Raw genomic sequence first — 14,271 nt, 5'->3', positions numbered from 1 at the left:
GTAGCCCTCGAGCTGGCTGGGGTTGCCGCCGGTGACTTCGTTGAGGATCAGGCCCGCCGCCTGGCCCTGGAGGTTCGCGTTGCCGAGGATGATGCCGCCGAGCTGGGTGCTTTGCGTGGCGTTGGTGGCGTTGTTGAGGATCAGGCCCTGCTGGCCAACGTTCAGCTCGCTGAATTTATTGTGCGAGAGGCCATTGCCGTTGGGCTTGGCGATGTTAACCACCGGCACGCCGTTGCCCGCCTGGGTCAGCGTGGCGCCGCTGCCGGCCGCCACCGCCAGGTCCGCCGCGGTGGCGACGATGGGGTTGAGGAACAGTACGCCGCTGAGGATGAGGGCGATGTTCTGGAAGAAGGGGCGACGGACGTCCATGCGGGAAACTCCTGCCTACAGCGAATCGGAAAAATCAGAAGAAGAGGTCGAGCCGGAAGTACACCGGGTGCTCACGGTGCTCGATGGCGTCGGGCCGCTCCAGGGAGTGGGCGAAGGTGACCGTGGCCGCCAGGTGTTGGCCACGCGCCGACAGTTCGACGGCGTTGCCGCTGAGCCGGCCGCTCTGGCCTTGGTTGTGGCGGTTGCCGTGGATGACGCCGAGATCGTAGGCGAAGGCCAGGCCGTATTCCTGCACGAAGGGCCGCAGCGGCTCCCAGCCCACCGGCCGGCGCCAGCGCAGTTGGTTGCGCCAGTAGCCGCCGCTGTCGCCGGAGAGGGATTGTTCCTTGAAGCCGCGCACCGAGGAGAGCCCGCCCAGGCTGATGCGCTGCGGGCCGAACAGGACGTCTTCGCTGCGCTGGCCGTTGATCAGGCTGTCGAAGCTGAAGGACTCGTCCCACAGCCGGAACGGTTGCAGGTAGCTGGCGGTGAGGCTGTATTTGTCGTAGCGGGCGACCGGCTGGCCGCCCCACGGGTGGTCGTTCTGCTGGGCATCGAAAGCACCGATGCCATGCTGCCAGCCGAGGTCGAGGTTGACGAAGGCGCTGCCGATGCGTCGGCCGTGGTTGAAGCCGAGTTGGCCTTCGGAGAGGCGCTGACTGGAGACGTCGACCAGGGAGTCCTCGATGTAGTTGCGGGTGCGCAGGTGGCTGACGCCGAGGCTGGCGGCGGTCTTGCTCACGTTGTCGCGGTGCAGCACGCGCTCTGCACCGAGCTGGTGGCTGCGGCTGTCGCCGTCCAGTTGGAAGGCGAAGCCGTTGGCGTCGTTGAGGGTGCGGTAGTCGCTCTGGCTGTAGCTGTAGCGAAAGGTCCACCAGCCGTAGGGCAGGCTGTAGGCGAGGCTCTGGCTGTTGGACTGGCGGTGGCTGTCGCTCACCGCGTCGCGGCCGGCGCGCAGGTTGAGCTGGTCGGCCAGGCCCAGCGGGCTGTCCCAGTCCAGGCCCAGGCCCCATTGCTGTTCGCCGGTGCTGGCTTCGCCGTCGTTATGCCGGGCCAGGCTGGCGCGCCAGGGTTTTTCCGCCTCGCCCTTGAGCTGCACGCGGCTGCCGCCCACCGCCTCGCCGGGGATCAGTTCCAGTTGTGCCTGGCGCGACGGCAGCCGGCCGAGCTGGTCGACCAGTTGTTCCAGCTCGCGCAGGTTGAGCGGTTCGCCTTCGCGTCCGGGGAAGGCCAGGGCCAGCTCGCGCTCGCTGGCCACGGCAGAGGAATCCAGCCCTTCGAGGCGGCCTTCCACCACCAACACCTCCAACTCGCCGTCGGCCAGATCCTGCTGCGGCAGGTAGGCGCGGGAGGTCACGTAGCCGCGATCGATGTAGTGCTGGGTGATGGCCTTGAGCAGCTCGTTGAGCTGGCTGGCGCCGAGGCAGCGCTGTTCGAAGGGGGCCAGCAGTTCGCGCTGCTGGGCCGGGGAAATCAGGGTGGCACCCTTGAGGTCGATGCGCCGGATTTCGAAGCAGGATTCGTCGACGACCGGCGCGGCAGGCTCGACCGGCGCTTCGCGACCGGGCAACTGTTGCAGCTCTTCCAGGCGCTTGCGCTGCTCTTCGAGCACGCGCTCCTGGCGGTCGCGGATCAGGTCGCGGTCACCGGGGAGGGGTTCAGCGGCATGAAGTGAAACGGAGCAAAGAACGAAGAATACAAACGACAACCTGAACATTGACCACCCATTCCTTGGAGACTACTAGTGGCACTCCAACATCAAAGGGTGGCAATTCTTCTACTAGCCTATGGGCGAGACAATCGGGAAATCCCTAGACGGTCCTGTTCTGTATCAAAAATGAGACCAAGCGCACGAAAAAAAACAAAACTAAAAAGCCCCGCCAAGGTCGTCAGCGGGGCTTTTACTTCGCCCTCAGGCTCAAAGCGCGTCGAGATAGCGCTCCACATCCAGCGCGGCCATGCAGCCAGCCCCGGCGGAAGTGATCGCCTGGCGGTAGACGTGGTCGGCCACGTCGCCAGCGGCGAAGACGCCCGGCACGCTGGTGGCCGTGGCATTACCTTCGCGACCGCCGTTGACCACCAGGTAGCCGTCCTTGAGCGCCAACTGGCCTTCGAACAGGGAGGTGTTCGGGGTATGGCCGATGGCGACGAACAGGCCATCCACTTTCAAGTCTTCGCGGCTGCCGTCCAGCATCTTCACGCGCACGCCGGTGACGCCCATGTCATCGCCCAGCACCTCGTCGACCTCGGCATTGAGCTTCAGCTCGATCTTGCCCTCGGCGACGCGGGCCATCAGCTTGTCCTGCAGGATTTTCTCGGCGCGGAAGCTATCGCGGCGGTGCACCAGGGTCACCTTGCGGGCGATGTTGGCCAGGTACAACGCCTCTTCGACCGCCGTGTTACCGCCACCAACCACCGCCACGTCGCGATTGCGGTAGAAGAAGCCGTCGCAGGTGGCGCAGGCGGATACGCCCTTGCCCATGAACGCCTGCTCCGAGGGCAGCCCCAGGTAACGGGCGCTGGCGCCGGTGGCGATGATCAGTGCGTCGCAGGTGTAGGTGCCGCTGTCGCCCTTGAGGGTGAATGGCCGGCCAGCCAGGTCGACGCCATGGATATGGTCGAAGACGATCTCGGTCTCGAAGCGCGCGGCGTGTTCCTGCATACGCTGCATCAGCGCCGGGCCGGTCAGGCCATGGGGATCGCCCGGCCAGTTGTCGACCTCGGTGGTGGTGGTGAGCTGACCGCCGGCCTGCAGGCCGGTGATCAGCAGCGGCTTGAGGTTGGCACGCGCGGCATAGACCGCCGCGGTGTAGCCGGCAGGGCCGGAACCGAGAATGATGACGCGGGCATGACGTACCGCTGGCATGGTGAAGCTCCTTCCGGCGACGGCCGGTAAATAAAAAGGGCTGACCATAAGCGCTAGGGGAAGGCTTGAGGAGCGGGCAGCCCATAAACGGGAAAGGGTCCGAAACGTGGTGCCAGGGTAGCCATCCGGCTTCGATTGAAGAAATTTCCTTTCTCAATCCTCCCAATAGGTGGCTGCTATTTATTAGGTGGATGCTGGCTATACTGCTTGCAACGACGGATTCAGGTCTCTGCATGCTTCTACGCAACCGGTTGTTCTGGCTGCTTGCCCCCCTCGTGACGCTCACCCTGGCGACCGTCTATCTACTGGCCGATCGCATTCTGCTGAAACGATTCGACCAACAGGACGCCACCGCTCTGCGCCAGGAAGTGGTTCGCCTGCACAGCCTGATGCGCTTCGAAACCGGCAATACCCTCGACCTCGCCCGCAGCTATGCCTGGTGGTCGGAAAGCCTGGATTACATGCGCGAGCCCGACCCCGAATTCATCGAAGGCAACCTGGATGAAGAGTCGGTCCACAACATGGGACTCGACTTCATGCTCTACCTCGATCCGTCGGGGAAGGTCCTGGCCGAGCGCTGGGTCGAGCACGAGCTGGAAGGCGCCGCCCGCCCCCAGAACATAGACGTCGCCGTGCTCCAGCAGGCCATCGTCCTGCATGCCGTGCGGCTCGGCGCAGTGGACAACCGGGGCGACCCTCTGCACAGCGTTGCCCAGCTCTCGCTGATCCGGAACGTGCCGCTGATCCTGGTCTCGGCCGCCATCACCGACAACCAGGCCAAGGCCCCGCCCTTGGGCGCCATCGTCGCCGGGCGCTTCCTCGGCACCGAGCACCTGGACACCCATCTCAGCCTGATCGACGCGAAGCTGGAGCTGCTGCCACCCGACAAGACCGAGATTGGCTGGCCTTTCCTGATCGAAGACAGCGACCACAACGCCCCGGTCCAGATCAGCCCGCGCAAGGTCGAAGGGCAGGCGCAATCGATGCAACTGCTTTACCGCAATGCCGCGGGCGAGCCGGAGCTGCTCTTCGGCCTGACCAAGCCCCGCGTGCTGTACCAAGGGGGCAAGCAGGCAATCGGCTTCTTCCTTTATATCTCCGTCTCCGTGGCCGTCGCCGCCTTGCTGCTGGCCTACCTGGCCCTGGAGTTCGGCGTGCTGCGCCGCATCATGCGCCTGAATCGCGAAGTCGCCGCCATCGGCCACGATGCCCGCACCGCCCGCATCGGCGATCTCGGCAAGGACGAACTGGGCCAGCTTTCCCGCGAACTCAACCGGATGCTCGAACGCCTGCAACAGAGCGAAGCCCGCGACCGGCTGATCCTCGACAGCATCCAGGACGCCTATTTCGAGATCGACGCCAGGGGCACACTGCGCGCGGCCAACCAGGCCCTGTGCGACCTGTTCGGCTATTCCCCGGACCAGATCGTTGGCCGCTCCTACCGCGAGATACTCGGCGACCCCGATGTCGAGCGCGCAAAAAAACAGTTCGCCGAGGCGCTCCGTGGGGGAAAGCCCATTTTCACCTCGTCCTTCAAGCGCCGCGACGGCAATCTCGGCCACTTCGAAACGCGCTTTTCCATCATTCAGGACATGCAGGGCCAGTTCGCCGGCTTCCGCGGCATCCTGCGCGACATCACCGCGCAGATGGCCTACCAGAACCAATTGCTCGACATGGCCTACCGCGACCCGTTGACCAACCTGGGCAATCGCAAGGCCTTCAGCGAGCAGCTCAAGGACGCCCTGGAACTCGCGCAACGCCAGCAATCCTCGCTGGCCCTGCTGTACCTGGACCTGGACAGGTTCAAGGAAGTCAACGACCGCTTCGGCCACGACATCGGCGATGCCCTGCTGGTGGCCATCGCCGACCGCTTGCGCGGCGCGCTGCGCCAGCCGGACCGGCTCTATCGCCTGGGCGGCGACGAGTTCACCCTGCTGCTGCCCGGCTCGGATGGCGACTCGGCCTCCGGACTCGCCCTGCGCCTGGTGAAGGTACTGGATGCGCCCTTCACGCTGGGAGGACACGTCATCGACTTCGTAACGCCGAGTGTCGGCATCGCCCTCTTCCCCACCCATGCGCAGGACGCGGAAAGCCTGATCAAGGCGGCCGACAGCGCCATGTACCAGGCTAAACGGCAGCGCAACTGCGCATTTCTCTATCATCCGCCGAGGCTTTCAACGCATCCGCAAAGCCGGTAAGGTCGGCGCGTTTCCACCGTACGAGAGACGTCCATGCCCCCTTCCGCGCTGACCGGCCCGCAATACCTGAGCGAGGGCCTCAAACTCGTGCTGCGTCCCGGCCTGCGGCTGTTCGTGCTGCTGCCGCTGACCATCAATCTGATTCTGTTCACCGGCCTGATCGTGCTAGCGGTACAGCAGTTCAGCGGCTGGGTGGATAGCCTGCTGCCGAGCCTGCCGGAATGGCTGAGCTTTCTGCAGTACATCCTCTGGCCGTTGTTCGTCCTGCTGGTGCTGGTGATTATGTTCTTCACCTTCAACCTGCTGGCGACCTTCATCGCTGCGCCGTTCAACGGCTTTCTCGCCGAGAAAGTGGAAGTGGTGGCCCGCGGCCGCGACGACTTCCCGCCGTTCCGCTGGGCCGAGCTGATAGCCATGGTGCCGCGCACCATCGGTCGGGAGATGCGCAAGCTGGGCTATTTCCTGCCGCGCGCCATCGGCCTGCTGATTCTTTCCTTCATCCCCGGCGTCAACCTGATTGCCGCGCCGCTCTGGATTCTGTTCGGCGTCTGGATGATGGCCGTGCAGTACATCGACTACCCGGCCGACAACCACAAGCTGGGCTGGAACGAGATGCTCGCCTGGCTGCGCGAGAAACGCTGGCAGAGCCTGGGCTTCGGCGGGGCCGTGTACCTGGCGCTGCTGATCCCCTTCGTCAACATCCTGATGATGCCGGCGGCGGTGGCCGGGGCGACCTTGTTCTGGGTGCGCGAGGATGGGGACAAGGCTGTCACGATTCGGTAATACAACCTTCACATGGCCTACATGACGCCGGTCGAGACTGGCGTCATGAGCCCGACTCCCCTGCACATCGCTCTCGTCAGCGAAACCTTCCCTCCGGAAATCAACGGCGTCGCCAATACCCTGGGACGCCTCTGCGCCGGCCTGCGCGAGCAAGGCCACACCCTGCAATTGGTGCGCCCCCGGCAGAGCACCGATCAGGGCCGCCACAGCGACGATGAACTGTTGCTGACCCGAGGTTGGCCACTGGTGGGTTATCCCGGCCTGCAATGGGGGCAGTCTTCCCTGCACAAGCTGTTGCGCCGCTGGAAGCGCCGTCGACCGGACGTGCTCTACATCGCCACCGAAGGCCCGCTCGGGTTGTCCGCGCTGCGCGCGGCGCGGCGGCTGGATATCCCGGTGGTCAGTGGCTTTCACACCAATTTCCAGCAATACAGCAGCCACTATGGCTTGGGCCTGCTGACCCGGTTGGTGACCAATTACCTGCGCTGGTTTCACAACCGCACCCGCCTGACCCTGGTCCCCAGCGCCAGCCAGTGCATCGAGCTGGAACGTCGCGGCTTCGAACGCATCGCCCTGCTCGCCCGGGGCGTCGATGGCCAGTTGTTCCATCCCTCCCGGCGCAGCGCCGCGCTACGCGAACAGTGGGGGCTGGGAGAAGACGACATCGCGGTGATCCATGTCGGCCGGTTGGCGGCGGAGAAGAACCTCGGCCTGCTCGACCGCTGCTTCCGCGCCTTGCGGCAACGTTATCCACAGCGCCGGCTGAAGCTGATCCTGGTCGGCGACGGGCCGCAGCGCGCGGCGTTGCAGCAGGCCATGCCGGACGCCCTGTTCTGCGGGTTGCAGCGGGGCGAACCCCTGGCCGAGCACTATGCCTCGGGCGATCTGTTCCTCTTCCCGAGCCTGTCCGAAACCTTCGGCAATGTGGTGCTGGAGGCCCTCGCCTCCGGCCTTGGCGTGGTGGCCTACGACCAGGCCGCGGCGGCCCAGCACATCCGCCACGGGCATAACGGCGCGCTGGCGGTGCCTGGCGACGAGGAGGGCTTCATCGATGCCGCGCGTTGGCTGCTGGAAGATGACGAAACCCTGCGCCGGGTCCGCCTGAACGCCCGCCAGCACGCCAACCGCCAAGGTTGGGCGGCCATTGTCCGGCAGTTCGAACAACACCTGCACAGTGCCCGCGCCGCACCGGCGGAGATGCCGGTGACGGGCGGGGCGGATCAGAGGATCCGGTAGGCGAGCTGTGAAGTGAATCCACGCGTTGCGTAGGCGCCAGCTCTGCTGGCGAACCGTCAGAGAACCGGGGCGAATAAATTCGCCCCTACGCACTTACCTCACACCAGCGTCTTCAGCGCCTCGCGACTGAACGGCAGGATGTCCTGCAGACGACCGTCGCGGACCTTCAGCGCCCAGTCCGGATCGACCAACAGGGCGCGGCCCACGGCCACCAGGTCGAACTCCTGCTTGTTAAGGCGCTCCAGCAATCCTTCGATATTCGCCGGCTGGGCCACCTTGTCGGTGTTGACCATGAATTGCAGGAATTCGCCGTCAAGGCCAACGCTGCCCACGGTGATGGTCGGCTTTCCGGTGAGCTGGCGGGTCCAGCCAGCCAAGTTGAGGTCGGAGCCTTCGAACTCCGGTTCCCAGAAGCGGCGGGTCGAACAGTGGAAGATATCCACGCCGGCATCGCACAGTGGCTTGAGGAATTCGCCCAGGGCTTCGGGGGTCTGCACCAGGCGCGCGGTGTAGTCCTGCTGCTTCCACTGGGAGAAACGGAAGATGATCGGATAGTCGGGGCCGACCGCGGCACGCACCGCCTGGATCAGCTCGATGGCGAAGCGCGAGCGATTGGCCAGGCTGCCGCCGTACTCGTCGGTGCGTTGGTTGCTGCCTTCCCAGAAGAACTGGTCGATCAGGTAGCCGTGGGCGCCGTGGATTTCCACGCCGTCCATGCCGATGGCCTTGGCGTCCCGCGCGGCCTGGGCGAAGGCGGCGATGACGTCCTGGATATCGGCCTTGGTCATGCCGTGCACCACCACCTGGCCGTCCTTGAGTTTCTCCATCGGGCCATAGCCCGGCACGCTGGCATCCGGCTCGGTGCCGAGACGGCGCACATTACCCACGTGCCAGAGCTGCGGCACGATCTTGCCGCCTTCGGCGTGGACGGCATCGACCACCTGCTTCCAGCCGGCCAGGGCATCCTCGCCGTAGAAACGCGGCACGTTGGGATAGCCGTTGGCAGCGGCATGGCCGACCGTGGTGCCTTCGGTGACGATCAGGCCAACCCCTGCGGCAGCGCGGCGGCGGTAGTACTCGGCCACCTGCGCATTGGGCACGCCGCCCGGCGAGAAGGAGCGGGTCATGGGCGCCATGACCACGCGGGTCGGCAGCTCCAGGGCTCCAAGGTGGAAGGGTTGGAACAGGGCTTGAGCGGTCATGCTGTCTCCTTGGGCCGGCCAGATGACCGGTCGTCTCGTCGTTGGGCAAATGAAAGATCAGGGCCGGAGCAGACGTTCCAGCCGGGTGATGAAAGCGTTCACGGGAAGCAGGCCGGCACCGACCTTGAGCCGGGTCAGCGCGCCCTGCCAGGCCTGGGTGATGAACATGGCGAGGTTCGCGCAGTCTTCCTCGGCGGGCAGCTCGCCAGCCGCCTGGGCCTCTTCCAGGCAACCGCGGAGGATGTCCACCGAGCGTTGGAGAATCCTGTCCACCTCGGCGGCGATGGCCGGGGACAACTCGGCCATTTCGAAACTCAGGCTGCCGATGAAGCAGTAATACTCGAGCCGCTCCTGCCGACTGAAATGGGCCTGCAGGTCGCGGTAATACGCCAGGATGCGCTCGCGCGGGCTCGACGCCGGGTCGGCCAGCGCCTGGGCATAGCGCTCCAGACGCGGGCCGTAGAGGTACTCCAACGCCTGCAGGGCGAAGTCTTCCTTGCTGGCGAAGTAGTGATAGAAGGAGCCCTTGGGAATGCTCGCGGCCTGGACGATTTCCTGCACGCCGGTGCCGTGATAGCCGCGACGGGTCATCACCTCGGCGCCCTTGGCGAGGATCAGGTCACGCTTGTCGTTTCGAATGCTGCTGTTCATGGGCGCAGCATATGACCGGTCGTCTCGCCGCGCCCAGCATCATTGATGGGAGTGATCAAGGGTCAGAAGAGCGGAACGTCACGAATCCCAAGCAGGCATCGTTGCAAATGTAGGAGCCAGCTCTGCTGGCGAAGCTCTGGCAGTGCCTTTCGCGAGCAAGCTCGCTCCTACACAAACAGTGCCCTGCTAACCCAGGGCCTTTTCGATGGCCTGGATCAAGGCGGGATCGTCCGGGGCAGTGCGAGGAGAGAAGCGCGCCAGCACCCGCCCATCCGGACCGACGAGGAATTTCTCGAAATTCCAGGTGATGTCGCCGGGAAATTCGGCGCCTTCGCCAGCCAGCAGGCGATACAGCGGGTGCCGCCCCGGTCCGTTCACATCCAGCTTGCTGCCGAGCGGGAAGCTCACGCCGTAGTTGAGGCTGCAGAATTCGCGAATCTCATCCTCGCTGCCCGGTTCCTGGCCGGCGAACTGGTTGCAGGGCAGCCCGAGCACCACGAAACCTCGGTCGCGGTAGGTCTGGTAGAGCTTTTCCAGCCCCGCGTATTGCGGCGTCAGGCCACATTTGGAAGCCACATTGACCACCAGCAGCAACTTGCCCTTGAAAGGCGCGAGCGGCAGTTCCTTGCCATCCAGCGCACGCAGCGTGAGATCGTGAAATGCACTCATGAGAGACTCCCTATTCCAATGCGCCGACCGGCCACCACCCGGCTTTCGCCGAATCGGGCGGACAAAAAAGGCGCCCGTGGGCGCCTTCTCGGTCAATTCAGCTTAGCAGCCAAATTCATCAGTGATGATGACCACCTTCCCCATGGATATGGCCATGAGCGATCTCTTCCGCGGTGGCGTCACGTACATCGACAACCTTGACCTGGAAGTTTAGACGCTGGCCGGCCAGCGGATGGTTGCCGTCGACGATCACGTCGTCGCCTTCCAGGTCGCGGATGGTGACGATCTGCATGCTGCCGTCCGGGCCGGAGGCGTGGAACTGCATGCCGACTTCCAGCTCGTCGACACCTTCGAACATGGCGCGGCTCAGGGTCGCGACCAGCTCGGCGCTGTATTCGCCGTAGGCGTCTTCCGGCTCGATGGCGACGGTGATCTCGTCACCGGCCTGCTTGCCTTCGAGGGCCTTTTCCAGACCGACGATGATGTTGCCTGCACCATGCAGGTAGACCAGCGGCGCACCGCCAGCGGAGCTATCGATCACCTCACCGGCATCGTTGGTCAGGGTATAGTCGATAGAAACGGCCTTGTTGCGGGCGATCGGCATGGGGCAGAACCTTTTGCTAAAGAAAGATGAGCACTCAAGTGTAACCCCGCCCCCGACGGAATGCGAACCGAGCCCGGACGGGCGGGACACGGCGGAACCACGGCTGGTTGACTTCCGTCAGGATGAAGACGGTCATTGGGTGGCAGTCTTGTCCTGTGGCCATACTCAGCATCTGCGTCATCAACCGCCCTGGCAATCGCGCCCGTGGGTGATCGATCCGGCGCAGCGGCACGCGCAATTGGGCCATTTGTTCCCTTGCGGCTGGTGTGCGCAAGGTCTGCACGATAAGGATTCCTGATGCCCGCTCGAAACATTCTGGTGATCAACTGCGGCAGTTCGTCGATCAAGTTCGCCCTGGTCAACGAAGCCCACTCCCAATTTCCCCTCAGCGGGATCGCCGAACGCCTCGGCTCGCCGGTTGCGGTGCTGCACTGGCAGCGCGGCAGCGGCGAGCGGGATAGCCTGATCATTCCCAACGGCGATCACCGCGCCGCCCTCTCGCAACTCCTGCCGCTGGTGCAGGGCGCCGCCGGCGGCAAGCTGCACGGCATCGGCCACCGGGTGGTGCACGGTGGCGAGCTGTTCACCGCCGCTACCCGCCTGGATCCGAAGGTGCTGGCGGCAATCAACGCCACGGCGCCGCTGGCGCCGCTGCACAACCCGGCCAACCTGCAAGGCATCGAGGCGGCGATGAAACTGTTCGCCAACCTGCCGCACGTGGCGGTGTTCGATACCGCCTTCCACCAGACGATGCCCGAGCACGCCTACCGCTACGCCCTGCCGGATTCGCTGTACCGCGAGCACGGCGTACGCCGCTATGGCTTCCACGGCACCAGCCACCGTTTCGTCAGCCGTCGCGCGGCGGAGATGGCCGGCCTGTCGGTGGGCGACAGCAGCTGGCTGTCGGCACACCTGGGCAACGGCTGCTCCACCTGTGCCATCGTCAACGGCCAGAGCCGCGACACCAGCATGGGCCTGACCCCGCTGGAGGGCCTGGTGATGGGCACCCGCAGCGGCGACGTCGACCCCAACCTCCACAGCCACCTGCACCGTACCCTCGGCTGGAGCCTGGAAGAGATCGACCGCATGCTCAACCGCGACAGCGGGCTCAAGGGGCTGTCCGGGCTGTCCAACGACATGCGCAGCCTGGAGAAGGCCCGCGAGCAGGGCCATGCCGGCGCCACCCTGGCCATCGAGGTGTTCTGCTATCGCCTGGCGAAGTCCCTGGCGGCCATGAGCTGCGCCCTGCCGCAACTGGACGGCCTGATCTTCACCGGTGGCATCGGCGAGAACTCGCCGCTGGTGCGCAGCAAGACGGTGGCCCACCTGCGGCTGTTCGGCCTGTCCTTGGACAACGAGGCCAATGCGCGTTGCGTGCGCGGCGTCGGCGGCGCCATCCAGGCTTATGGAACGCCCCGCGTACTGGTCGTACCGACCAACGAAGAACGGCAGATCGCGCTGGATACCCTGGCGCTGCTCGACCACTGATCGCAGAACCGCGAGGCGTGCTACCCGCCTGCCTCGCAGAAACAGTACGGGCGTGCAAAAACGCGCCCACAAGGACACGACATGCATACCTTCTTCATCGCACCCACCGGCTTCGGCGTCGGTCTCACCTCCATCAGCCTCGGCCTGGTCCGCGCCCTGGAGCGCGCCGGCCTCAAGGTCGGTTTCTTCAAGCCGATTGCCCAGCCGCACCCCGGCGACGAAGGGCCGGAACGCTCCACCGAACTGATCGCCCGCACCCATGGCCTGACCCCGCCCAAGCCGCTGCCGCTGTCCCAGGTCGAGCACATGCTCGGCGACGGCCATCTGGACGAGTTGCTGGAGGAAATCATCAGCCTCTACCAACAGGCAGCCGAGGGTAACGACGTGGTGGTGGTCGAAGGCATGGTGCCGACCCGCCACGCCAGCTATGCCGCACGGGTCAACTTCCACCTGGCCAAGAGCCTGGACGCCGACGTGATCCTGGTGTCGGCGCCGGAGAGCGAGACGCTCAACGAACTGTCCGACCGTATCGAGATCCAGGCCCAACTGTTCGGCGGCCCGAAGGACCCGAAGGTGCTCGGCGTGATTCTCAACAAGGTGCGCAGCGACGACGGTGTGGACGCCTTCGCCAACCGCCTGAAAGAGGTCTCGCCGTTGCTCAGGAAAGCCAACGACTTCCGCCTGATCGGCTGCATTCCCTGGCGCGACGAGCTGAACGCGCCGCGTACCCGCGACGTTGCCGACCTGCTCGGCGCGCGGGTGCTGAATGCCGGCGACTACGAGCAACGCCGTGTGCTGAAGATCGTCCTCTGCGCCCGCGCAGTGCCCAACACGGTGCAACTGCTCAAACCCGGCGTTCTGGTGGTGACCCCTGGCGATCGCGACGACATCATCCTCGCCACCAGCCTCGCCGCGATGAACGGCGTGCCTCTGGCCGGCCTGCTGCTGTGCAGCGATTTCCCGCCGGACCCGCGCATCATGGAACTCTGCCGGGGTGCCCTGCAAAGCGGTCTGCCGGTGCTCACCGTGTCCACCGGCTCCTATGACACCGCCACCAATCTCAACCGGCTGAACAAGGAAATCCCGGTGGACGACCGCGAGCGGGCGGAGAACGTCACCGAATACGTCGCCAGCCACATCGAGCACGAATGGCTGCGCCAGCGCTGCGGCACCCCGCGCGAACTGCGCCTGTCGCCGCCGGCGTTTCGCTATCAACTGGTCAAGCGCGCCCAGGCCGCCAACAAGCGCATCGTCCTGCCGGAAGGCAGCGAACCGCGCACCGTACAAGCCGCCGCGATCTGTCAGGCGCGCGGCATCGCCCGCTGCGTGCTGCTGGCCAAGCCGGAAGCCGTACACGGCGTCGCCCAAGCGCAAGGCATCGTGCTACCGCCGGACCTGGAAATCCTCGACCCGGACCTGATCCGCGAGCGCTACGTCGAGCCCATGGTCGAGCTGCGCAAGGGCAAGGGACTGAACGCGCCCATGGCCGCCGCCCAGCTCGAGGACAGCGTGGTGCTCGGCACCATGATGTTGGCCCTGGATGAAGTGGACGGCCTGGTGTCCGGCGCCATCCACACCACCGCCAACACCATCCGCCCGGCCTTGCAGCTGATCAAGACCGCCCCCGGCTACAAGCTGGTGTCCTCGGTGTTCTTCATGCTCCTGCCGGACCAGGTGCTGGTCTATGGCGACTGCGCGGTGAACCCCGACCCGAGCGCCGCCGAGCTGGCCGAGATCGCCATCCAGAGCGCCGACTCGGCCACCGCCTTCGGCATTCCGCCGCGGGTGGCGATGATCAGCTATTCCACCGGCGATTCGGGTAGCGGCGAGGAGGTCGAGAAAGTCCGCGAGGCCACCCGCCTGGCCCGCGCCAGCCGCCCCGATCTGCTGATCGACGGCCCGCTGCAGTACGACGCGGCGGCCATCGAAAGCGTCGGCCGGCAGAAGGCTCCGAACAGCCCGGTGGCCGGCCGCGCCACGGTGTTCGTGTTCCCCGACCTGAATACTGGCAACACCACCTACAAGGCGGTACAGCGCAGTGCCGACTGCATCAGCGTCGGCCCGATGCTGCAGGGCCTGCGCAAGCCGGTGAACGACCTATCGCGCGGCGCCCTGGTGGACGACATCGTCTACACCATCGCCCTGACCGCCATCCAGGCCGCGGCCAAGCCGTGAACCGCTCCCGCGAGGCGCCCGGACGGGCGC

Annotated in this window: 13 protein-coding genes; 6 read left to right on the top strand and 7 right to left on the bottom strand. The window is 65.5% G+C overall.

Annotated features, from left to right (window positions below):
• From BZL41_RS08160 to trxB, 3 genes are all read right to left on the bottom strand, one after another.
• Positions 1–369 (bottom strand): filamentous hemagglutinin N-terminal domain-containing protein (locus BZL41_RS08160; protein WP_143518043.1); only part of this gene is annotated, 369 nt, incomplete at its 3' end.
• A gap of 34 nt (positions 370–403) precedes the next feature.
• A complete protein-coding gene (locus BZL41_RS08155; RefSeq protein ID WP_095598824.1) occupies positions 404–2,086 on the bottom strand; it encodes a ShlB/FhaC/HecB family hemolysin secretion/activation protein in 1,683 nt (560 codons plus the stop codon).
• Positions 2,087–2,287: 201 nt separating this feature from the next.
• Positions 2,288–3,235 carry a thioredoxin-disulfide reductase gene (trxB, locus tag BZL41_RS08150; RefSeq protein WP_095598823.1) on the bottom strand — a complete coding sequence of 316 codons (948 nt, stop codon included), beginning with the start codon at positions 3,233–3,235 and terminating at the stop codon, positions 2,288–2,290.
• Positions 3,236–3,468: 233 nt separating this feature from the next.
• Here trxB and BZL41_RS08145 point away from each other — a divergent pair, with 233 nt between their 5' ends.
• Genes BZL41_RS08145 through BZL41_RS08135 form a run of 3 tightly spaced genes read left to right on the top strand, consistent with a single transcriptional unit; the run spans position 3,469 to position 7,452 of the window.
• The gene (locus BZL41_RS08145) at positions 3,469–5,433 is read left to right on the top strand and encodes a diguanylate cyclase domain-containing protein (protein ID WP_095598822.1); all 1,965 of its coding nucleotides are present in this window, start codon (positions 3,469–3,471) and stop codon (positions 5,431–5,433) included.
• A 33-nt stretch (positions 5,434–5,466) separates the two neighbouring features.
• The gene (gene cysZ / locus BZL41_RS08140; RefSeq protein WP_095598821.1) at positions 5,467–6,216 is read left to right on the top strand and encodes a sulfate transporter CysZ; all 750 of its coding nucleotides are present in this window, start codon (positions 5,467–5,469) and stop codon (positions 6,214–6,216) included.
• 21 nt (positions 6,217–6,237) lie between these two features.
• Positions 6,238–7,452 carry a glycosyltransferase family 1 protein gene (locus tag BZL41_RS08135; protein WP_095598829.1) on the top strand — a complete coding sequence of 405 codons (1,215 nt, stop codon included), beginning with the start codon at positions 6,238–6,240 and terminating at the stop codon, positions 7,450–7,452.
• A 98-nt stretch (positions 7,453–7,550) separates the two neighbouring features.
• Here BZL41_RS08135 and BZL41_RS08130 read toward each other — a convergent pair whose 3' ends face one another.
• The 4 genes from BZL41_RS08130 to BZL41_RS08115 form a co-directional block, all read right to left on the bottom strand.
• Entirely contained in the window at positions 7,551–8,654 is a 1,104-nt protein-coding gene (locus tag BZL41_RS08130) for an NADH:flavin oxidoreductase (RefSeq protein WP_095598820.1), read from the bottom strand.
• Positions 8,655–8,711: 57 nt separating this feature from the next.
• Complete coding sequence (locus BZL41_RS08125; RefSeq protein WP_095598819.1) at positions 8,712–9,305, bottom strand: TetR/AcrR family transcriptional regulator; 594 nt, start codon at positions 9,303–9,305, stop codon at positions 8,712–8,714.
• Positions 9,306–9,491: 186 nt separating this feature from the next.
• The gene (locus tag BZL41_RS08120; RefSeq protein ID WP_095598818.1) at positions 9,492–9,974 is read right to left on the bottom strand and encodes a glutathione peroxidase; all 483 of its coding nucleotides are present in this window, start codon (positions 9,972–9,974) and stop codon (positions 9,492–9,494) included.
• Between the two features lie 118 nt (positions 9,975–10,092).
• Positions 10,093–10,578, bottom strand: a complete 486-nt coding sequence (locus BZL41_RS08115) for a peptidylprolyl isomerase (protein WP_084335611.1) — start codon at positions 10,576–10,578, stop codon at positions 10,093–10,095.
• Here BZL41_RS08115 and BZL41_RS08110 point away from each other — a divergent pair.
• From BZL41_RS08110 to pta, 3 genes are all read left to right on the top strand, one after another.
• Complete coding sequence (locus tag BZL41_RS08110) at positions 10,547–10,876, top strand: DUF3565 domain-containing protein (RefSeq protein WP_168190966.1); 330 nt, start codon at positions 10,547–10,549, stop codon at positions 10,874–10,876. The genes BZL41_RS08115 and BZL41_RS08110 overlap by 32 nt on opposite strands.
• Positions 10,876–12,066 carry an acetate kinase gene (locus BZL41_RS08105; RefSeq protein ID WP_095598816.1) on the top strand — a complete coding sequence of 397 codons (1,191 nt, stop codon included), beginning with the start codon at positions 10,876–10,878 and terminating at the stop codon, positions 12,064–12,066. The genes BZL41_RS08110 and BZL41_RS08105 overlap by 1 nt, the downstream gene beginning before the upstream one ends.
• Positions 12,067–12,147: 81 nt before the next feature.
• The gene (pta, locus tag BZL41_RS08100; RefSeq protein ID WP_095598815.1) at positions 12,148–14,241 is read left to right on the top strand and encodes a phosphate acetyltransferase; all 2,094 of its coding nucleotides are present in this window, start codon (positions 12,148–12,150) and stop codon (positions 14,239–14,241) included.
• The last annotated feature ends 30 nt before the right edge of the window (positions 14,242–14,271 follow it).

The sequence above is a fragment of the Pseudomonas sp. PIC25 genome (assembly GCF_002286785.1).
Lineage (GTDB): Bacteria > Pseudomonadota > Gammaproteobacteria > Pseudomonadales > Pseudomonadaceae > Pseudomonas_M.
Note: the sequence above shows the minus strand (reverse complement) of the source record. Positions and strands in the feature narration are given on the sequence as shown.